Here is a 19,664-nt window from a genome sequence, read left to right on the forward strand (position 1 = left end):
ATGAACACCATGACACTCACGCCGGGCCATCTGAGTTTTATCCAGCTACGTGAAATCTGGCAGCAGCCGGTCAAACTGAGTCTGGATGCCGGGGCGATCGATGCTATTAACGCCAGCGTCGCCTGCGTCAATAATATTGTCGCTGAAGGCCGTACGGCGTATGGCATTAATACCGGCTTTGGCCTGCTGGCCCAGACCCGTATCGCCACGGAAGATTTGCAGAATTTGCAGCGTTCGCTGGTGCTTTCCCATGCGGCAGGTGTCGGCGAGGCGCTGGACGACGCGATGGTGCGTCTGATTATGGTGCTGAAAATCAACAGCCTGGCGCGCGGTTTTTCCGGTATTCGCCTGAGCGTGATTGAAGCGCTGATTGCGCTGGTGAATGCCGAGGTGTATCCACTGATCCCGGCGAAAGGCTCCGTGGGGGCATCGGGTGACCTGGCGCCGCTGGCGCATATGTCTTTGACGCTGTTGGGAGAAGGGAAGGCGCGCTGGCAGGGTGAATGGCTCCCGGCGACCGAAGCGCTGAAAAAGGCCGGGCTGGAGCCGATAACGCTGGAGGCAAAAGAAGGGCTGGCGTTGCTCAACGGCACCCAGGCTTCGACGGCCTTTGCGCTGCGTGGGCTAATTGAAGCTCAGGAACTGTTTGCGTCTGCAACGGTGTGCGGGGCGCTGACCACCGAAGCCGTGCTGGGTTCCCGTCGTCCGTTTGACGCCCGTATTCACGCCGCGCGAGGGCAGCGTGGGCAGATTGATGCCGCAACGCTGTATCGTCACGTATTGACCGACACCAGCGCGCTTTCGCAGTCGCATCATAACTGTGAGAAAGTGCAGGATCCGTATTCTCTGCGCTGTCAGCCACAGGTGATGGGGGCATGTCTGACGCAAATGCGCCAGGTGATGGATGTTCTGCTGGTGGAAGCCAATGCGGTTTCCGACAACCCGCTGGTATTTGCCGAAGAGGGGGATGTCATATCTGGTGGCAACTTCCATGCTGAACCGGTGGCGATGGCAGCAGATAATCTGGCGCTGGCGATTGCGGAAATCGGCTCGTTATCGGAGCGACGCATTGCGTTAATGATGGATAAACACATGTCGCAACTGCCGCCGTTTTTGGTGAAAAACGGTGGGGTGAACTCCGGCTTTATGATTGCTCAAGTCACGGCTGCCGCGCTGGCGAGTGAGAACAAAGCGCTGGCGCATCCGCATAGCGTAGACAGTTTACCGACGTCCGCCAACCAGGAAGATCACGTATCTATGGCTCCGGCGGCGGGGCGCAGACTGTGGGAGATGGCAGCAAATACGCGCGGCGTGATTGCCGTAGAGTGGCTGGCGGCGTGTCAGGGGATTGACCTGCGTGAAGGGTTAACCTCAAGCCCGCTGCTGGAGCAGGCGCGCCAGGCTTTACGCGAGCAGGTTGCCCATTACACGCAGGATCGCTTTTTCGCCCCGGATATCGAGTGCGCGACCGAACTGTTAGCGCAAGGAACGTTGCTGAAATTGCTGCCTGAATTTCTGTAGAAAATTGCCTGATGACGACGCTGACGCGTCTTATCAGGCTTACGGTCTGCTTTGTAGGCCGGATGAGGCTAAGCCGACATCCGGCACAACAGAACTTAGCTAAATATTGCGGTAACAGAAGCGCTGGCGAGCGAGTGGAAATGGACGTTAAACCCAACCATCGCGCCGCTGGCGTCCTCATTGACATCAATACGCTCCACATCCAGTGCGTGAACCGTAAAGATATAGCGGTGGTTTTCCCCCTTCGGCGGCGCAGCGCCACCATAACCGGCTTTACCAAAATCCGTGCGTGTTTGCAGCACGCCTTCCGGCAACGCAACCAGCCCCGAGCCGTAACCTTGTGGTAAAACCCGGGTATCTGCAGGCAGGTTAACCACCACCCAGTGCCACCAGCCGGAGCCGGTTGGCGCATCAGGATCGTAACAGGTCACGACAAAGCTTTTAGTCCCGGCGGGCACATCATCCCATGCCAGGTGCGGGGAAATATTATCCCCGTCATATCCCATGCCGTTAAAGACGTGGCGATGAGGAAGCTTTTCGCCATCGCGCAGATCGTTACTGATTAGTTTCATGCTGACTCCTCTCGTTAGCCAAAAAGTGTAGCCAGAAACCGTAGAGCTTACCGCTGATTAATCGCTAAAAAATGTTGCATTGCGCACAGCCTCGTTGACGGCCTGGGTCAGACGACGCAGTTGTTCGGGCTTGATGATGTACGGCGGCATCAGATAAATGAGCTTACCAAACGGTCTTACCCACACGCCCTGTTCGACAAAGAACTTCTGTAACGCGGCCATATTCACCGGATGCGTGGTTTCTATCACGCCGATGGCACCAAGCACGCGCACGTCGGCAACCCAACGGGAATCTGCCGCCGGGGCGAGTTCTTCACGCAACTGCGCTTCAATGACCGCGACCTGCGAGCGCCATTCGCCGGTTTCGAGCAGCGACAGGCTGGCAGAGGCGACGGCGCAGGCCAGTGGATTACCCATGAAAGTCGGGCCGTGCATAAAACATCCGGCTTCACCGTTGCTGATGGTTTCCGCAACCAGGCGCGTGGTCAGGGTGGCGGAAAGGGTCATCGTTCCGCCGGTTAACGCTTTGCCAAGGCACAAAATGTCCGGAGTGATATCAGCGTGCTCACAGGCAAACAGCTTGCCCGTGCGACCAAATCCGGTGGCGATTTCATCGGCAATCAGCAAAATGCCTTCCCGGTCACACATCTTACGGATGCGCTTTAACCATTCGGGGTGATACATGCGCATGCCGCCAGCGCCCTGTACAATCGGCTCAAGGATCACTGCCGCAATTTCGTGGCGATGTGCGGCCATCAGACGGGCAAAAGGCACCATATCCAGTTCGTCCCATTCGCCGCCCATCCGGCTTTGCGGAGCGGGCGCAAACAGGTTATCAGGCAGATAACCCTTCCACAGACTGTGCATCGAGTTGTCAGGATCGCAGACCGACATCGCGCCGAAAGTATCGCCGTGATAACCGTTACGAAATGTCAGGAAACGCTGACGGGATTCACCTTTGGCCTGCCAGTATTGCAGCGCCATTTTCATCGCGACTTCCACGGCGACCGAACCAGAATCAGCGAGAAAAACGCACTCCAGCGCCTCGGGCGTCATCGCCACCAACTGGCGACACAGCGCAATAGCCGGGGCATGGGTAATGCCGCCAAACATCACGTGCGACATGGCATCAATCTGCGTTTTCATCGCGGCATTCAGCTGCGGGTGATTGTAACCGTGGATCGCCGCCCACCAGGATGACATGCCGTCAACCAGCTTCTCACCGCTGGCTAATATCAGTTCACAACCTTCGGCACTGGCCACCGGATAAACCGGTAGCGGGGAGGTCATGGAGGTGTAAGGGTGCCAGATATGGCGTTGGTCAAACGCAAGATCGTCCGTTGTCATAATCGACTTGTAAACCAAATTAAAAAGATTTAGGTTTACGAGTCTACACCAAACTAACAACGAAACGTATACCAATATGGCTCATTCTTCTCGCTGGACAATGTCGCAAGTCACCGAATTATTTGAAAAACCGCTGCTGGATCTGTTGTTTGAAGCGCAGCAGGTTCATCGTCAGCATTTCGATCCGCGGCAGGTACAAGTTAGTACGCTGCTGTCGATTAAGACCGGTGCTTGCCCGGAAGACTGCAAATACTGCCCGCAAAGTTCCCGCTATAAAACCGGACTGGAAACGGAACGTTTGATGGAAGTTGAACAGGTTCTGGACTCTGCACGTAAGGCGAAACAAGCCGGTTCAACGCGGTTTTGCATGGGCGCGGCGTGGAAGAACCCTCACGAACGCGATATGCCGTACCTGGAACAAATGGTTCAGGGCGTGAAAGAACTGGGGCTGGAAGCCTGTATGACGCTGGGCACGCTGGACGAATCTCAGGCCCAGCGCCTGGCCAATGCGGGTCTGGACTACTACAACCACAACCTCGACACCTCGCCGGAATTTTACGGCAATATCATTACCACCCGTTCGTATCAGGAGCGCCTGGATACGCTGGATAAAGTGCGTGAGGCGGGCATTAAAGTTTGCTCCGGCGGGATTGTGGGGCTGGGTGAAACAGTGACCGACCGCGCGGGTCTGCTGCTGCAATTAGCGAATCTGCCGACGCCGCCGGAAAGTGTGCCGATCAACATGTTGGTGAAAGTGAAGGGCACGCCGCTTGCCGATAACGACGACGTAGATGCTTTTGATTTTATTCGTACTATCGCCGTCGCGCGCATCATGATGCCGACCTCATACGTACGTCTTTCTGCCGGGCGCGAGCAGATGAACGAACAAACCCAGGCAATGTGCTTTATGGCCGGGGCCAACTCGATTTTCTACGGCTGCAAACTGCTGACCACGCCGAACCCGAACGAAGATAAAGATTTATTGTTGTTCCGTAAGCTGGGTCTTAACCCGCAGCAAACGGCGGTACTGGCGGGTGATAACGAACAGCAACAACGTCTGGAGCAGGCGCTGCGTACCCCGGATACCGACGATTACTACAACGCGGCAACCGTATGACCTGGCAGCAAAAAATCGACGATGCGCTAACGGCGCGTCGTCGTGCTGATGCGTGGCGTCGGCGCTATGCAGTGACACAGGGTGCTGGTCGCTGGTTACAGGCTGGCGGTCGTCAGTATCTGAATTTCTCCAGCAACGACTATCTCGGCTTAAGCCACCATCCGCAAATTATCTGCGCGTGGCAGCAGGGTGCTGAGCGTTTTGGCGTCGGCAGTGGCGGCTCGGGCCATGTCAGCGGTTATTCCGTTGCGCATCAGGCGCTGGAAGAAGAGCTGGCGCAGTGGCTCGGCTATTCCCGGGCGCTGTTGTTCATCTCCGGTTTTGCCGCTAATCAGGCAGTGATAGCCGCATTGATGGAAAAAGACGATCGCATTGTCGCCGACAGGCTTAGCCATGCCTCGCTGTTGGAGGCCGCCAGCCTTAGCCCTGCTGTTTTACGTCGCTTTACCCATAACGATCCGCAACATCTGGAGCGTCTGCTGACTTCCCCCTTTCCGGGGCAGCAACTGGTGGTCACTGAAGGCGTATTCAGCATGGATGGCGATAGTGCGCCGCTGGCAGAAATCCACGCGGTGGCGAAACGGCAGGGCGCGTGGCTGCTGGTGGATGATGCGCATGGGATTGGCGTAAGCGGTGAGGAAGGGCGCGGTTCGTGCTCTCGACAACAGGTGAAACCTGAGCTGCTCGTAGTGACGTTTGGCAAAGGGTTTGGCGTCAGCGGTGCGGCGATCCTGTGTTCTGATAGCGTGGCCGACTATCTGCTGCAGTTTGCCCGCCATCTGATCTACAGCACCAGTATGCCACCGGCGCAGGCGCAGGCTTTACGCGCCGCGCTGGCGGTGATCCGCAGCCGTGAAGGCGATGAACGCCGGGAAAAGTTAGCGATGCTGATCCAGCGTTTTCGCGCTGGGGTGAATACTACGGATTTGACGCTGGCGCATTCAGACAGTGCTATTCAACCGCTGATCGTTGGCGACAATCATAAAGCCCTGCAACTGGCACAGACATTACGGCAACAGGGATGCTGGGTGACGGCGATTCGCCCACCAACGGTGCCCATTGGTACGGCCAGATTACGGCTGACGCTGACCCAGGCGCATGAGGTGCAGGATATCGATCGTCTACTGGAGGTGTTGCATGGCACAGGTCAATAAACAGGCGATTGCCGCCGCGTTTGGCCGCGCTGCCACCCACTATGAGCAACACGCAGAGCTACAGCGTCAGAGCGCCGATGCGTTACTGGCACAACTCGATGGCCGGGCGTTCTCAAGGGTTTTGGACGCGGGCTGTGGGCCTGGGCGTATGAGTCGCTACTGGCGGGAGCAGGGGAGCGAGGTCTGTGCGTTGGATCTGTCGGCGCAAATGCTGGCTGAAGCGCAGCGTCACGATGTTGCCCATCACTATCTGCTGGCGGATATCGAAGCCATTCCGCAGGCCGCTGCCACTTTCGACTTGGCCTGGAGCAATCTGGCCGTGCAGTGGTGCAGCGACCTACGCGGTGCGTTAAGCGAGCTATACCGGGTGGTGCGTCCTGGCGGAACGGTGGCGTTTAGTACCCTGGCGCAAGGTTCGATGCCGGAACTTCGTCAGGCGTGGCGAACAGTTGATGACCGGGAGCATGCCAACCGTTTTTTGCCCGTGGAGCAACTGGAAAACGCGCTGTGCGGCTGGGACGTTGAATACCAGTCTCATGCCGTCACGCTGTGGTTTGACGATGCGCTGAGCGCCATGCGCTCGTTGAAGGGTATTGGTGCGACGCATTTGCATGATGGACGCGAGCAGCGTGTGCTGACCCGCTCGCAACTGCGTCAGCTACAGCTCGCCTGGCCCTGTCAGCAGGGGAAATATCCGCTGACCTATCATCTTTTTTTGGGAGTGATTCAACGTGACTAACACGTATTTTGTCACCGGGACGGACACTGAAGTAGGTAAAACTATCGCCAGCTGTGCGTTGCTTCAGGCGGCGGGACAGTTGGGATTGCGAACCGTCGGCTATAAGCCGGTGGCGTCAGGCAGTGAAATGACGGATGAAGGTCTGCGAAACAGTGATGCGCTGGCGCTACAGCGCAACAGCGTTGTAGCCGTGGATTATGCAGCCATCAATCCGTATACCTTCGCGGAACCTACCTCACCGCATATCATCAGTGCTGTCGAAGGGCGCCCCATTCAGGCCTCCGTGATGTCTGCGGGTTTACGCCTGCTTGAAGAACAGGCTGACTGGGTATTGGTGGAAGGTGCAGGCGGATGGTTTACGCCGCTTTCGCCAACGCTGAGTTTTTCTGACTGGGTAAAAGAGGAACAACTGCCGGTGATTCTGGTGGTTGGCGTTAAGCTCGGTTGTATCAATCATGCCATTTTGACCGCCCAGGCGGTGCAGCAGGCCGGGCTGACGCTCGCCGGATGGGTTGCCAATGATGTGACGCCACCCGGCAAGCGTCATGCTGAATATATGGCGACGCTAAAGCGTGCGCTTGCGGCTCCGCTGCTGGGGAAAATTCCCTGGCTGGCAGAAGAGCCGGAGCAAGCATCGACAGGTCGTTATATCGATCTTAGCGTTTTGTCTCTGGCATCCACCAGTCGTTGATTAGCGGGTCGCTGAATTGTGTTATTTGCCCTTGAGCCACGTTGCGGCCACGATGTAACAAGCAATAGCAGTCGGCGACCCGACGAATGAACGGCAGGCTTTGCTCCGCGAGCATAATGGTGATGCCAAGCTCCTGGCTTAGCCTTACAATCAGATTCCCCAGTTTGTGGATATACGCCTGGCCTGTTCCTCGTGTGGGCTCATCGAGGATCAGCAAACGCGGGCGAGTGACCAACGCACTGGCGAGTGCAAGCTGGTGCTGATTTTCCTCGGACAATGCCACCCCTTTGGCCTGACGCAGTACAAACAGCTGTGGAAACAGGCGGTAAATATCGCTGCTGTTCATTGCTTCGCTTTCCTCAACCACCTGGCGCGCAATGTGCAGATTTTCCTCTACCGTCAGTTGCGAAAAAATTCGCCGCTCCTGTGATACACAGTTAATACCTAGTGCAATGCGCTTTGCCGCCGGAATCTGAAGCAGATCGCAAGGTGGTGCGCCAGCCTGATGCCAGAACATGGTTCCGCTCTCAATCGGTAAATTGCCGATGATGCAATTGGCAAGCGTAGTCTTTCCCATCCCTGGAAGACCCAGCACGGCGGTACATTTACCGGGCAACAGGTCGAGATCGACATCCCAAAGCGAGTGTTGATTACCGTAATAGTGATTCACTGCACGAAGACTCAACATAGATTTCTCCCTCATGATGATATCCGCCTCGCGGACTGGTGGTCGGGAGAAAACTGCAAATCTCTTGCCAGAAGCGGAATTGGGGAAAAATACAGCAGGATGGCGTGCAGCGCTGGCGGTAAATTCTTACTGACCGCATTCCTGACGTTCTTTTGTGCACATTGGCAGTGCCTGGTGGTGTCGTGATGGTGCAGGTAGGAAAATGATGAAAATGCGAGCAAGATCTCGGCCATCCGAGGTCGCTTCGTTAGCTGATAAATATCAAAAAATAGCGATAATTTTTTTTTATCCCACCAGAAAAGATCATCAGGACGTTTTTGCCAGGCTACAGTCCATACGGGCTGGAGGCAGTTATCCACTATTCCTGTGGATAACCTTGTGTATTAGGGTTAGAAAACACAATGTAAGCGAGAGAAGACGCGGCCTGCGACTAAATTGATGCGAAAGACGGCTCGAGATAATAATCATTAAATTACAGGATGTTAGATAAATGCAATGGCTGTCGCAGAAGTGTCATGCGTTGCCACAAAACTTTCATCGAGTAGCTTGACAAATGTTAAAAAAGTCATTGGTTTGGGGATAACACATTTTTGCTGGTGTTTTATCTTGCCTGCGGACAAATTTTAGCCTGTAGTCACGGCCATTTTGCTGGGGTAACAGAAATATTCTGGCGCGTTACTGTTTTTTCATCCAGTATATTTTACTGGCAAAATATACGGCTGCGAGTAAAATTACACACCTGCCCGCCCATTGCTTCAGGTAGCTGCTCATGAGTAAACCGTTCAAACTAAATTCCGCTTTTAAACCCTCTGGCGATCAGCCTGAGGCGATTCGTCGCCTGGAAGAAGGTCTGGAGGATGGTCTGGCGCATCAGACGCTACTGGGGGTGACGGGGTCGGGGAAAACATTCACCATCGCTAACGTGATTGCGGACTTGCAGCGTCCTACCATGGTGCTGGCCCCCAATAAGACACTTGCTGCTCAGCTGTACGGTGAGATGAAAGAGTTCTTCCCGGATAACGCGGTGGAGTATTTTGTCTCTTACTACGACTATTATCAGCCGGAAGCCTACGTACCCAGTTCTGACACCTTCATCGAGAAAGATGCTTCGGTCAACGAACATATTGAGCAGATGCGCCTGTCGGCAACCAAAGCGCTGCTGGAACGTCGCGATGTCGTTGTCGTGGCGTCGGTTTCCGCGATTTATGGTCTGGGTGACCCGGATCTGTACCTGAAAATGATGCTGCACCTGACGGTGGGGATGATTATCGACCAGCGTGCGATCCTGCGTCGTCTGGCGGAGCTGCAATATACCCGCAACGATCAGGCATTCCAGCGCGGGACCTTCCGCGTGCGTGGTGAAGTGATCGACATTTTCCCGGCAGAATCAGACGACATCGCGCTGCGCGTGGAACTGTTTGATGAAGAGGTCGAACGTTTATCGCTGTTTGACCCGCTGACTGGGCAGGTCGAATCCACAATTTCGCGCTACACCATCTATCCTAAAACGCACTACGTGACGCCGCGCGAACGTATCGTGCAGGCGATGGAAGAAATCAAAGTTGAGCTGGCAGAGCGGCGTAAAATTCTGTTGGCAAATAACAAACTGCTGGAAGAACAACGCTTAAGTCAGCGTACCCAGTTCGATTTGGAAATGATGAATGAGCTGGGTTACTGCTCGGGGATTGAAAACTACTCCCGCTATCTGTCCGGGCGCGGCCCTGGCGAGCCGCCGCCGACGCTGTTTGATTACCTGCCTGCCGATGGCCTGCTGGTGGTGGATGAATCCCACGTGACTATCCCGCAAATTGGCGGCATGTATCGCGGTGATCGGGCGCGTAAAGAAACCCTGGTCGAATACGGATTCCGTCTGCCGTCGGCGCTGGATAACCGCCCGCTCAAATTTGAAGAGTTCGAGGCGCTGGCTCCGCAAACTATCTACGTTTCGGCGACGCCGGGCAACTATGAGCTGGAAAAATCCGGTGATGAAGTGGTCGATCAGGTGGTACGACCGACCGGCCTGCTGGATCCGGTCATTGAGGTGCGTCCGGTGGCGACGCAGGTTGACGATCTGCTGTCGGAGATCCGCACCCGTGCGGCGATTAACGAACGTGTGCTGGTCACCACGCTGACCAAACGGATGGCAGAAGACCTCACAGAATACCTCGAAGAACATGGCGAGCGGGTGCGTTATCTGCACTCTGACATCGATACCGTGGAACGTATGGAAATCATTCGTGACCTGCGTCTGGGCGAGTTTGACGTGCTGGTGGGTATCAACCTGTTACGTGAAGGTCTGGACATGCCTGAGGTCTCCCTGGTGGCGATTCTGGACGCAGACAAAGAAGGGTTCCTGCGTTCTGAACGTTCGCTTATCCAGACCATCGGTCGTGCGGCGCGTAACATCAACGGTAAGGCTATTCTCTACGGCGATAAAATTACCGCCTCAATGGCTAAAGCGATTGGTGAAACCGAACGTCGTCGTGAGAAACAGCAACTCTACAACGAAGAGCACGGTATTACGCCGCAGGGCCTGAATAAGAAAGTGGTCGATATTCTGGCGCTGGGTCAGAATATTGCGAAGACCAAGGCGAAAGGCAAAGGGAAGTCACGCGCAGGCGCGAAGTCTGAAGTTGTGGAACTGGATATGACGCCAAAAGCGCTGCAGCAGAAGATTCACGAGCTGGAAGGGCAGATGATGCAGCATGCGCAGAATCTCGAATTTGAAGAGGCAGCGACGATCCGTGACCAGTTGCATCAACTGCGCGAGTTGTTTATCGCAGCATCATAAGAGTGTGCCGGATGCGGGGTAAACCCATTATCCGGCCTACGGCAAAGATCGCGTTCGTAGGTCGGATGCCGGAGCAGAGCGTTTTGTAGGCCTGATAAGCGCAGCGCATCAGGCTAATCCGTTTAGCCCAGCGCCTGCACCGCTTTCTCCAGCGCACTATGCAATAGCTGGCGGTCATGGCGATACGGAATATCGCTGGCTTCCAGCACTTCCTGAATGACAACGCGGTCGGTAACGGCGGAAGCATCCACTTTCGGCCCCACAACCACCGCATCAATCACTTTCTTCCCGACGTACTGTTCAATAATGGCCAGCTTATCGCTAAGCGTCAGGCTGGCTGCTGGCAGGCTTAATTCGCGCCCAAGATTGCCTATATAGACCATCGGAGCCGGTGTGCGACGCAAGGCCTGCGCCATTTCGTCGAGCAGCAGGATCGGCATCAGGCTGGTGTAAAAACTGCCTGGCCCAATTAAAATCAAATCAGCTTCAGCGATAGCCTCTACCGCTTCGCGCGTGGTTGGCACTTTTGGCGACAGCATCAGCTCCTGAGGCGGGATGGTGAGCTGATCGATATTCACTTCGCCATACACCTCATGCCCCTGATCGTCGATAGCCATCAAATCCACCGGCAGCTCCGACATCGGAATTAAATGCGCATCGACCTTCAGCAGGTTACGAATTAAATTGATGGCTTCCAGAGGCCGCACGCTGAGGTGATCGAGCGCCTTTAACATCAGATTTCCGAGGTTATGCCCGGAAAGCTCGCCATTACCACCAAAACGGTACTCAAACATCGCGGATGCGACGCTGGGCTGGGTAATTAACTGGTTCAGACAGTTACGCATGTCTCCCCAGGCTATCCCGCCTTCAGAGCGACGAATACGACCTGTCGACCCGCCGTTATCCGTGGTGGTGACGATACCCGTCAGGCGGGAACCTAATGGGGAAAGAGAGGAGAGAACGCGTCCTAATCCATGCCCTCCGCCGAGAGCGACAACGCGGTCCAGATCTGCCAGCGTGCGAGTGCGCATATATTTTCCTGATATCAATTGATCGGCGCTACAGTAACGTAAATAGCGTGTTTTCAGCAATTATCCAGTCGGCATCTGCCGTAATTATTTTCTGCGATCTACTCCTTTCTGACGAGATCCACCTGATGGCAAGATGATGTATATCAATGCAAAACTGTGGTTTTTGCTTATTCTGTAGCGAAATTGCACGATCATGTCGTTATGTATGTATTTATACAACGAAAGTGTACATGGCAAAAGCGTCATTTACACGCTAGTATCGGCATAACCACTAAGTACTCTTAATAATTTGAGTTGCCGGAAGCCAACGCATCTGCAACACGAAGTATGACGAGTATAAACACTCTAGCCTCTGCACCTGGGTCAAATGATACGGTGCTTTGGCCGTGACAAGACTTGAAAAAGTTTGTCACCAGGGCGCAGGAAGAAATGACTACGTCTCCCGTATTTGGAAAGGTGTACATGGGCTCTCAACTTACCGATGCTTTCGCACGTAAGTTTTACTACTTACGTTTGTCGATTACCGATGTGTGTAACTTTCGTTGCACCTACTGCCTGCCGGATGGCTATAAGCCCGGTGGGGTCACCAATAACGGCTTTCTGACCGTTGATGAAATTCGCCGTGTCACGCGCGCGTTCGCCAGTCTGGGAACGGAAAAAGTGCGTCTGACAGGGGGCGAACCTTCACTGCGTCGCGACTTTACTGACATTATCGCCGCCGTGCGCGAAAACGACGCCATCCGTCAGATTGCGGTAACCACCAATGGTTATCGTCTGGCGCGCGATGCTGCTGCCTGGCGCGATGCCGGACTGACCGCGCTCAACGTCAGCGTCGACAGCCTGGATGCCCGTCAGTTTCATGCCATTACCGGGCAGGACAAGTTTCAACAGGTGATGGCAGGCATTGACGCCGCCTTTGATGCGGGTTTTGAAAAAGTGAAAGTCAACACCGTGCTGATGCGCGATGTAAACCATCATCAGCTGGACACCTTCCTTGCGTGGATCCAACCTCGGCCAATCCAACTGCGTTTTATTGAACTGATGGAAACGGGCGAGGGCAGCTCTCTCTTCCGTAAACACCATATCTCCGGACAAGTACTTCGCGATGAGCTATTGCGTCGCGGCTGGATTCACCAGATCCGACAGCGCAGCGACGGCCCAGCTCAGGTTTTCTGTCATCCTGATTATGTTGGTGAAATTGGTCTGATCATGCCTTATGAGAAAGACTTCTGCGCCACCTGTAATCGTCTGCGCGTTTCCTCTGTTGGCAAGCTTCATCTGTGTTTATTTGGTGAAGGCGGCGTAAGCCTGCGTGATTTGCTGGAAGATGACGCTCAGCAGCCGGCGCTGGAAGAACGTATTTCAGCCGCGCTGCTGGAGAAAAAGCAGACCCATTTCCTGCATCAGAACAATACCGGTATTACGCAAAACTTATCTTACATTGGCGGCTGATCGCTAAAAGGAGTTTTTCATGAGTCAGGTAAGCGCTGAATTTATCCCGACACGCATTGCTATTCTTACTGTTTCCAACCGTCGTGGCGAAGAAGATGACACCTCCGGCCATTATCTGCGTGACTCGGCGCAAGAAGCGGGTCATCAGATTGTTGATAAGGCGATTGTCAAAGAAAACCGTTACGCCATCCGCGCCCAGGTTTCTGCCTGGATTGCCAGTGATGATGTACAGGTAGTGCTCATTACCGGCGGTACCGGGTTAACCGAAGGGGACCAGGCACCGGAAGCGCTGCAACCGCTGTTTGACAGAGAAGTTGAAGGGTTTGGCGAAGTCTTCCGTATGCTGTCGTTTGAAGAGATTGGCACCGCGACGCTGCAATCCCGCGCGATTGCCGGAGTGGCCAATAAAACGCTGATTTTCGCCATGCCGGGTTCGACCAAAGCGTGTCGTACCGCCTGGGAAAATATCATTGCGCCGCAGCTTGATGCCCGTACGCGTCCGTGTAATTTCCACCCACATTTGAAGAAATAAGTATGTCGCAACTGACTCATATTAACGCCGCTGGCGAAGCGCATATGGTGGATGTCTCCGCCAAAGCGGAAACTGTACGCGAGGCGCGTGCTGAAGCATTCGTGACTATGCGTAGCGAAACGCTGGCGATGATTATCGATGGCAGCCACCATAAAGGTGATGTATTCGCCACGGCGCGTATTGCGGGTATTCAGGCCGCCAAACGTACCTGGGATCTTATCCCGCTGTGCCATCCGCTGATGCTGAGTAAGGTGGAAGTCAATCTTCACGCTGAACCGGAGCACAACCGCGTACGGATTGAAACGCTGTGTCGCCTGACCGGTAAAACCGGCGTTGAAATGGAAGCGTTAACGGCGGCCTCCGTGGCGGCGTTGACCATCTACGATATGTGCAAAGCGGTGCAAAAGGATATGGTGATTGGTCCGGTGCGTCTGCTGGCAAAAAGCGGCGGCAAGTCCGGAGATTTTAAGGTAGATGCGCATGATTAAGGTTCTCTTCTTTGCTCAGGTACGCGAACTGGTAAACACCGATGCGTTAGAGGTTGCCGCCGAGTTTGCAACGGTAGAAGCGCTGCGCAAGCATCTTGCCGCAAAAAGCGATCGCTGGGCGTTGGCGCTGGAAGACGGTAAGCTGCTGGCGGCGGTAAACCAGACGCTGGTCGATTTTGACCATCCCCTTAACTCAGGTGACGAAGTGGCTTTCTTCCCACCGGTAACCGGAGGCTAAGATGGCGGAAACGCGAATTGTTGTTGGCCCTGCGCCGTTTCGCGTCGGGGATGAGTATCCCTGGCTGGCAGAGCGCGATGAAGACGGCGCGGTAGTCACTTTCACCGGTAAAGTGCGCAATCACAATCTCGGTGACAGCGTTAAGGCGTTAACGCTGGAACACTATCCGGGAATGACCGAAAAAGCGCTGGCGGAGATTGTCGACGAAGCGCGTTTGCGCTGGCCGCTGGGTCGGGTGACGGTGATTCATCGCATTGGCGAACTGTGGCCGGGTGACGAAATCGTGTTTGTTGGCGTGACCAGTGCGCATCGCAGCAGCGCGTTTGATGCCGGGCAATTCATTATGGATTACCTGAAAACCCGCGCGCCGTTCTGGAAACGCGAGGCCACGCCGGAAGGTGAGCGCTGGGTTGATGCCCGCGACAGCGATAAGCTAGCAGCAAAACGCTGGTAGAGTACAATTGTTGTAGGCTCATACTGATTCAGGAGATTGTCATGGACCGATTCCCACGATCCGATTCTATTGTACAGGCCCGTTCCGGCCTGCAAACGTATATGGCGCAGGTATACGGCTGGATGACCTGCGGACTGATGCTGCTGCGTATTTTCGGCAATCGTCGTTAATTCTCTGTTGCCGGATGGCGCTGCGCTTATCCGGCCTACCGCTTGGTATCAAAAGTAGGCCGGATAAAGCGTTAAGCCGCATCCGGCACTATATATACTATCATTTCGCCATCGCCTTCTCGTTTTTTACCCGCAACTTTTTTGCCCGACTCTCCAGCAGCAAATAACACACCAGTGCCAGAAGCAGCGGAATAAAATAGTACAACACGCGATACGCGAGCAGGGCAGCAATGATTGTTCCCTGAGACGTGTCCTCTCCTGCCAGCAGCGCCATAAACACCGCTTCCAGCACGCCGATCCCCGCGGGAATATGCACGATTACGCCGGCAATACTGCTCACCAGCAGCACGCCCAGCACGAAGAAATAATCGATATTCTGACCGAGCAACAACCAGATAATCGCCCCCATTACCATCCAGTTCGCACTGGATATCGTCATTTGCGCGAGGGCAAATTTCCAGGAGGGCAGCACCAGTTTTTGGCCCTTGATGGTGATGTGACGATGTTTAGAGAAGGCGCAAAACCACAGATAAACAACAATAATCAGCAGCAGCGCAATGCCTAAGATGCGCAATGTGCCTTCATCGATATACCAGTGTGCGGGCAGTTCGACGACGCCGAAGGTAAATATAAAACCGCCCAGCAGAATATAGCCCAGCCAGTTAGTGGTAATACTCAGCGAAAAAATCCGCGTTATTGTGCCCCCCGGCAATCCGAGGCGCGAGTAAAGGCGATAACGCATCCCTATACCACCCACCCAGGTGCTCAACGTCAGGTTGAAGGCGTAACAGATAAACGACACCAGCATGACCTGGCGTTTTGCCAGTTTGTGGCCGCAGTAGTAGCGCCCGAGCAGATCATAACAGCCGTAAAGTAAATAACTGACGATCACCAACCCCACGGCGCTGAGCAGGGCGATCCGATTGTAATCGCGAATTACCGTCCACACTTCCTGCCAGTTGACCTTGCTGGCATAAACAACCAGCAGCACGATCACCGCAATAAAAAACAGCCATGTGAGGATCTTTTTCGCTAACCGCCAGCGTCGGTGGCTTTTTGCCATCAGGTTTTCCCTCCTGCATCCTCTGTTTGTATACGGTCCTGAGTTTCCAGAGCGGGCTGCGCGGGCGGCTCTACCTCGGCCAGATGCGGGGTATGCGCCGGCAACCAGCCGACCAGCGCCGGGAAGTGGCGTAAAAAGTGGAAGGCCAGTACGCTCTTGGTCAGGTTCCACCAGGTGCGTTTTGGCAGCATGGATTCATCAACCCGCTTGCAGTCCTGCGCAATAATAGGGTTCAGGTTGTCACGCAGGGTCTGATTAAACGTACGGTCATGAATAATCAGATTTGCCTCCAGATTCAGTGACAGGCTCAGTGGATCAAGATTGCTGGAGCCCACCGTCGCCCAGTGATCGTCCATCAGCGCCACTTTGCCATGCAGAGGTTTACGGCGGTATTCATAGACATGGACGCCGCCTTTTACCAGATAGTTGTACAGCAGGCGGGCGCCCACTTTCACAATCGGCATATCCGGTTCACCCTGCACGATGAGTTTTACCCGAACACCCCGTCGGGCCGCTTTACGCAGGGCATGCAGAAAGCGATAGCCGGGAAAGAAGTAGGCATTGGCGATGATCACTTCCCGCCGTGCCTGGGTCAGCATTTTCAGATAGTGGCGTTCAATATCATCACGATGTTCTTCGTTATCGCGCCAGACAAACAGCGCCTGCGCTTCGCCGGGGCGATGATTGTCGATTGCCCGGTGATGACGTCGCCACCAGCGTCGTACAGCGCTCTGTCCGGGCAAGTTTTCCAGCACGAATTTCAGAATGTCAGCAACGACTGGACCTTCAACGCGCACGGCGTAATCCTGCTTGGCCTCCGGACCGTAATCAGACATGTGTTCAGCGGAGTAATTGATGCCGCCAACAAAGGCAACACGATCATCAATGACCACAATTTTGCGATGCATACGACGAAAGAGATTAGTGCGCATCCCGAACAGACGCGGACGCGGATCGTAGTAGCGGAAAACAACGCCGGCTACGGTGAGCTCTTCGACAAAACTGTCGCTAAGATCAGGCGAGCCGTAGCCATCCAGTAACACCTCTGCTTTGATTCCTCGCCGGGCGGCTTCGAGCAACGCGGCATGCAGCTGTTTTCCTACCGCATCTTCAAACCAGATAAAGGTCTCGAGGATTATTTTTTGCTGCGCCTGTTCAATGGCGTCAAAGACGGCGGGGTAGAATTGATCGCCGTTTTCCAGTAGTTGAATTTGATTGCCTTCACGCCAGCCATATTTCATAAATGAATCTCCGCACTCAGAGGGGCATGATCGGACAAATGTCGCCAGTGACGCAGCGCCAGCGTCGTTGGGGTACTGGCATTCGCGTTTTTCACATAGATCCTGTCCAGACGCAGCAGGGGAAACTGCACCGGAAATGTTCGCGCCGGGCGGCCGTGGGCGCGGGTAAAAATCTCGTCAAGGCCAGCTTTGGCTTTCAACGGGCGATTGGCCGTTTGCCGCCAGTCGTTAAAATCCCCGGCAATCACCACCGGCTCCGCGTCGGGCAGGGCGTTAACCCAGTCTGCCAGCATCGCGAGCTGGGCCTGGCGGTGAGCTTCACGCAGGCCGAGGTGCACACACATCACATGGATGGGGTGGGAGAGCATTGGCGGTACGATTCGGCAGTAAAGGACTCCGCGCTTTTCACTCGCGCCGACCGACACATCACGATTTTCATAATGCTCAATGGGATACCGCGACAGCACAGCATTACCGTGATGTCCCTGCGGGTACACGGCGTTACGCCCGTAGGCGAAGTCGCTCCACATCGTGTCCGCCAGAAATTCGTAGTGGCTGGTATCCGGCCAGTTCTCAATGTGCAGCGAATGAGCTTCGTGCGCACCCATCACTTCCTGCAGGCATACAATGTCTGCACCGACCGTTCTGACGGCCTCCCTTAGCTCAGGTAAAATAAAACGCCGGTTGAAGGCGGTGAACCCTTTGTGAGTATTAATGGTGAGCACATTGAATGAAAATTGAACTCCCGATCCGCTCATGAGCCTCCCGTTGGCGTCACTTTCTAAATAAAATAGTGTAGTCATCGTCACAAAAAGATGCAGTGTTGCGGAATTTTCCGTAAAGTCCGGTACTCTGAACAATTAGTTGAAAATCCTTCAGGAGAAAAGCCATGAGGTGGCAACAACGTGTTCGTGTCGCAACGGGTCTAAGTTGCTGGCAGATTGTGTTGCATTTACTGGTAGTGGCGTTGCTGGTAATGGGCTGGATGAGCGGCACGCTGGTGCGCGTCGGCCTGGGATTATGCGTCGTTTACGGCGTAACGGTTTTATTAATGCTGGCCTTGCAACGTCACCATGAACAACGCTGGCGTGACGTCGCTGATGTGCTGGAAGAGCTGACTACCACGTGGTATTTCGGTGCCGCAATGATCGTGCTGTGGTTACTGTCGCGCGTGCTGCAAAACAACGTCTTGCTGGCACTGGCGGGTCTGGTGATCCTGGCCGGACCCGCCGTGGTCTCGCTGCTGGCGAAAGACAAAAAGCTACATCACCTTACGTCGAAACATCGCATACGCCGCTGAGCCGGTTGTGGCCGCTATCACCAACAGCGGCCACAAACTTCCCCAGACAATCTGCAGACTCGCATCCTTCAGGTAAATCTGTTTCGTGATGTCCGTAAAATGGCGGATCGGGTTTATCCACGTCAGATTCTGCAACCAGACCGGCATGTTTTCGACTGGTGAGACGTAGCCCGAGAGTAAAATCGCCGGCATCATAAACACAAACACGCCGATAAACGCTTGCTGCTGGGTGGCGCACAGCGATGAAATCAGCAGACCAAAGCCGACCAGCGACAGCCCGTAAATTACCATTGTGAAATAGAACAACCCCAGTGAACCGGCAAATGGAATGTCATAAGCCCAGATACCAATTGCCAGCACAATGGTGGCCTGAAAAGTAGCCACAATCAGCGCGGGCACAGCTTTACCGATGAAAATCTGCCAGGTGGTAAGCGGGGAGACCAGCAGCTGATCCAGCGTACCTTGCTCGCGCTCGCGAGCAACCGAAAGCGAGGTGACGATCATTACGCCGATAGTGGTGATCATGGCGATCAGCGACGGCACCACGAACCATTTATAATCCAGATTCGGGTTGTACCAGTTACGCACGACCAGCTCGCTGTTGTTTGGTTTCGGCTTGCCGTCCATCAGCTCCTGCTGATACGTCTTAACGATTTGCTGCAGGTAATTGGCGGCAATTTGCGCGCTGTTGGAGTTACGCCCGTCGAGGATAATTTGCATGGGTGCCTGCTGGAAGGTGTCCAGATTGCGCGAAAAGTTGGCCGGGAAGCGCACCAGCAGCAGGGCTTTTTGCGTATCGATAGTCGGCTTAATCTCCTGCGGGCTTTTCAGCAGCAGAACATGGGTAAAGGCGCTGGCGCGGGCGAAGCGTTGGGTTAACTCCACCGAATGTTTACCGTTGTCTTCGTTATAGATAGCGATCGTGGCGTTGGTCACTTCCAGCGTCGCCGCAAACGGGAACAGGATCACCTGAATCAGTACCGGTAAAATCAGAATGGCTCGCGTCTGCGGTTCGCGTAACAGCGATTGCAGCTCTTTGCGAATTAACGTCCATAAGCGATGAAACATGCCCGTC

Annotated in this window: 21 protein-coding genes, 1 pseudogene and 1 riboswitch; of the genes and pseudogenes, 13 read left to right on the plus strand and 9 right to left on the minus strand. The window is 54.6% G+C overall.

What is annotated here, in order from left to right:
* Window positions 1-1,521, plus strand: coding sequence for a histidine ammonia-lyase (gene hutH, locus OGV71_RS22260; protein WP_003837068.1), 1,521 nt, complete (start codon window positions 1-3; stop codon window positions 1,519-1,521).
* A 95-nt stretch (window positions 1,522-1,616) separates the two neighbouring features.
* Here the strand turns inward: hutH and OGV71_RS22265 are convergent, their stop codons facing one another.
* Together OGV71_RS22265 and bioA are read right to left on the minus strand one after the other, a co-directional pair.
* Window positions 1,617-2,093 carry a kinase inhibitor gene (locus OGV71_RS22265; RefSeq protein ID WP_054528206.1) on the minus strand — a complete coding sequence of 159 codons (477 nt, stop codon included), beginning with the start codon at window positions 2,091-2,093 and terminating at the stop codon, window positions 1,617-1,619.
* A 57-nt stretch (window positions 2,094-2,150) separates the two neighbouring features.
* Entirely contained in the window at window positions 2,151-3,440 is a 1,290-nt protein-coding gene (gene bioA, locus OGV71_RS22270) for an adenosylmethionine--8-amino-7-oxononanoate transaminase (RefSeq protein ID WP_204583853.1), read from the minus strand.
* Window positions 3,441-3,516: 76 nt separating this feature from the next.
* Between bioA and bioB the strand changes: the two genes are divergently transcribed.
* From bioB to bioD, 4 genes are read left to right on the plus strand one after another with little or no spacing between them, the layout of a single operon-like run.
* Entirely contained in the window at window positions 3,517-4,557 is a 1,041-nt protein-coding gene (gene bioB / locus OGV71_RS22275; protein ID WP_003837062.1) for a biotin synthase BioB, read from the plus strand.
* On the plus strand, window positions 4,554-5,711 hold the full coding sequence (gene bioF / locus OGV71_RS22280; protein WP_204583851.1) for an 8-amino-7-oxononanoate synthase: 1,158 nt from the start codon (window positions 4,554-4,556) through the stop codon (window positions 5,709-5,711). Before bioB ends, bioF begins: the two co-directional genes overlap by 4 nt.
* Window positions 5,695-6,450 (plus strand): malonyl-ACP O-methyltransferase BioC, encoded by a 756-nt coding sequence (gene bioC / locus OGV71_RS22285; protein WP_003035177.1) that lies wholly within the window; start codon window positions 5,695-5,697, stop codon window positions 6,448-6,450. Before bioF ends, bioC begins: the two co-directional genes overlap by 17 nt.
* Window positions 6,443-7,141 (plus strand): dethiobiotin synthase, encoded by a 699-nt coding sequence (bioD, locus tag OGV71_RS22290; RefSeq protein WP_204583849.1) that lies wholly within the window; start codon window positions 6,443-6,445, stop codon window positions 7,139-7,141. Before bioC ends, bioD begins: the two co-directional genes overlap by 8 nt.
* Here the strand turns inward: bioD and OGV71_RS22295 are convergent.
* A complete protein-coding gene (locus tag OGV71_RS22295) occupies window positions 7,107-7,829 on the minus strand; it encodes an ABC transporter ATP-binding protein (protein ID WP_204583847.1) in 723 nt (240 codons plus the stop codon). The genes bioD and OGV71_RS22295 overlap by 35 nt on opposite strands.
* An 11-nt stretch (window positions 7,830-7,840) precedes the next feature.
* The gene (locus OGV71_RS22300) at window positions 7,841-8,188 is read right to left on the minus strand and encodes a hypothetical protein (RefSeq protein WP_286534024.1); all 348 of its coding nucleotides are present in this window, start codon (window positions 8,186-8,188) and stop codon (window positions 7,841-7,843) included.
* 410 nt (window positions 8,189-8,598) lie between these two features.
* Here OGV71_RS22300 and uvrB point away from each other — a divergent pair, with 410 nt between their 5' ends.
* Complete coding sequence (gene uvrB, locus OGV71_RS22305; protein ID WP_103768867.1) at window positions 8,599-10,620, plus strand: excinuclease ABC subunit UvrB; 2,022 nt, start codon at window positions 8,599-8,601, stop codon at window positions 10,618-10,620.
* 122 nt (window positions 10,621-10,742) lie between these two features.
* Here the strand turns inward: uvrB and yvcK are convergent, their stop codons facing one another.
* Complete coding sequence (yvcK, locus tag OGV71_RS22310; protein ID WP_204583845.1) at window positions 10,743-11,651, minus strand: uridine diphosphate-N-acetylglucosamine-binding protein YvcK; 909 nt, start codon at window positions 11,649-11,651, stop codon at window positions 10,743-10,745.
* A 329-nt stretch (window positions 11,652-11,980) separates the two neighbouring features.
* A riboswitch (molybdenum cofactor riboswitch) is annotated at window positions 11,981-12,126 on the plus strand.
* Between yvcK and moaA the strand changes: the two genes are divergently transcribed.
* The 6 genes and pseudogenes from moaA to OGV71_RS22340 all read left to right on the plus strand — a co-directional run.
* A complete protein-coding gene (moaA, locus tag OGV71_RS22315) occupies window positions 12,114-13,103 on the plus strand; it encodes a GTP 3',8-cyclase MoaA (RefSeq protein WP_032934386.1) in 990 nt (329 codons plus the stop codon). It overlaps the preceding riboswitch by 13 nt.
* A 19-nt stretch (window positions 13,104-13,122) precedes the next feature.
* Window positions 13,123-13,635, plus strand: coding sequence for a molybdenum cofactor biosynthesis protein B (gene moaB, locus OGV71_RS22320; RefSeq protein ID WP_003035187.1), 513 nt, complete (start codon window positions 13,123-13,125; stop codon window positions 13,633-13,635).
* A 2-nt stretch (window positions 13,636-13,637) separates the two neighbouring features.
* Window positions 13,638-14,123, plus strand: a complete 486-nt coding sequence (gene moaC, locus OGV71_RS22325; protein ID WP_003035188.1) for a cyclic pyranopterin monophosphate synthase MoaC — start codon at window positions 13,638-13,640, stop codon at window positions 14,121-14,123.
* The gene (gene moaD / locus OGV71_RS22330) at window positions 14,116-14,361 is read left to right on the plus strand and encodes a molybdopterin synthase sulfur carrier subunit (protein ID WP_003837047.1); all 246 of its coding nucleotides are present in this window, start codon (window positions 14,116-14,118) and stop codon (window positions 14,359-14,361) included. The genes moaC and moaD overlap by 8 nt, the downstream gene beginning before the upstream one ends.
* A gap of 1 nt (window position 14,362) precedes the next feature.
* Entirely contained in the window at window positions 14,363-14,815 is a 453-nt protein-coding gene (gene moaE / locus OGV71_RS22335; RefSeq protein WP_003035193.1) for a molybdopterin synthase catalytic subunit MoaE, read from the plus strand.
* 41 nt (window positions 14,816-14,856) lie between these two features.
* Window positions 14,857-14,958, plus strand: a pseudogene (locus OGV71_RS22340) (Bax inhibitor-1/YccA family protein); the annotation flags it as partial.
* Between the two features lie 127 nt (window positions 14,959-15,085).
* Here the strand turns inward: OGV71_RS22340 and OGV71_RS22345 are convergent.
* Genes OGV71_RS22345 through OGV71_RS22355 form a run of 3 tightly spaced genes read right to left on the minus strand, consistent with a single transcriptional unit; the run spans window position 15,086 to window position 18,047 of the window.
* A complete protein-coding gene (locus tag OGV71_RS22345) occupies window positions 15,086-16,048 on the minus strand; it encodes a lysylphosphatidylglycerol synthase domain-containing protein (RefSeq protein ID WP_003035197.1) in 963 nt (320 codons plus the stop codon).
* Window positions 16,048-17,289 carry a cardiolipin synthase ClsB gene (gene clsB, locus OGV71_RS22350; protein ID WP_003837040.1) on the minus strand — a complete coding sequence of 414 codons (1,242 nt, stop codon included), beginning with the start codon at window positions 17,287-17,289 and terminating at the stop codon, window positions 16,048-16,050. The genes OGV71_RS22345 and clsB overlap by 1 nt, the downstream gene beginning before the upstream one ends.
* Entirely contained in the window at window positions 17,286-18,047 is a 762-nt protein-coding gene (locus OGV71_RS22355; RefSeq protein WP_003035201.1) for an endonuclease/exonuclease/phosphatase family protein, read from the minus strand. The genes clsB and OGV71_RS22355 overlap by 4 nt, the downstream gene beginning before the upstream one ends.
* Before the next feature lie 131 nt (window positions 18,048-18,178).
* On the opposite strand from OGV71_RS22355, the gene OGV71_RS22360 reads away from it, so the two are divergent.
* Window positions 18,179-18,589, plus strand: coding sequence for a YbhQ family protein (locus tag OGV71_RS22360; protein ID WP_003035203.1), 411 nt, complete (start codon window positions 18,179-18,181; stop codon window positions 18,587-18,589).
* Here OGV71_RS22360 and OGV71_RS22365 read toward each other — a convergent pair.
* Complete coding sequence (locus tag OGV71_RS22365) at window positions 18,551-19,657, minus strand: ABC transporter permease (RefSeq protein ID WP_003837035.1); 1,107 nt, start codon at window positions 19,655-19,657, stop codon at window positions 18,551-18,553. The two genes, OGV71_RS22360 and OGV71_RS22365, sit on opposite strands and share 39 nt — an antisense overlap.
* Between the last annotated feature and the right edge of the window lie 7 nt (window positions 19,658-19,664).

Source organism: Citrobacter sp. Cf088 (assembly GCF_030334295.1).
In the GTDB taxonomy this organism is placed as follows: domain Bacteria; phylum Pseudomonadota; class Gammaproteobacteria; order Enterobacterales; family Enterobacteriaceae; genus Citrobacter; species Citrobacter freundii.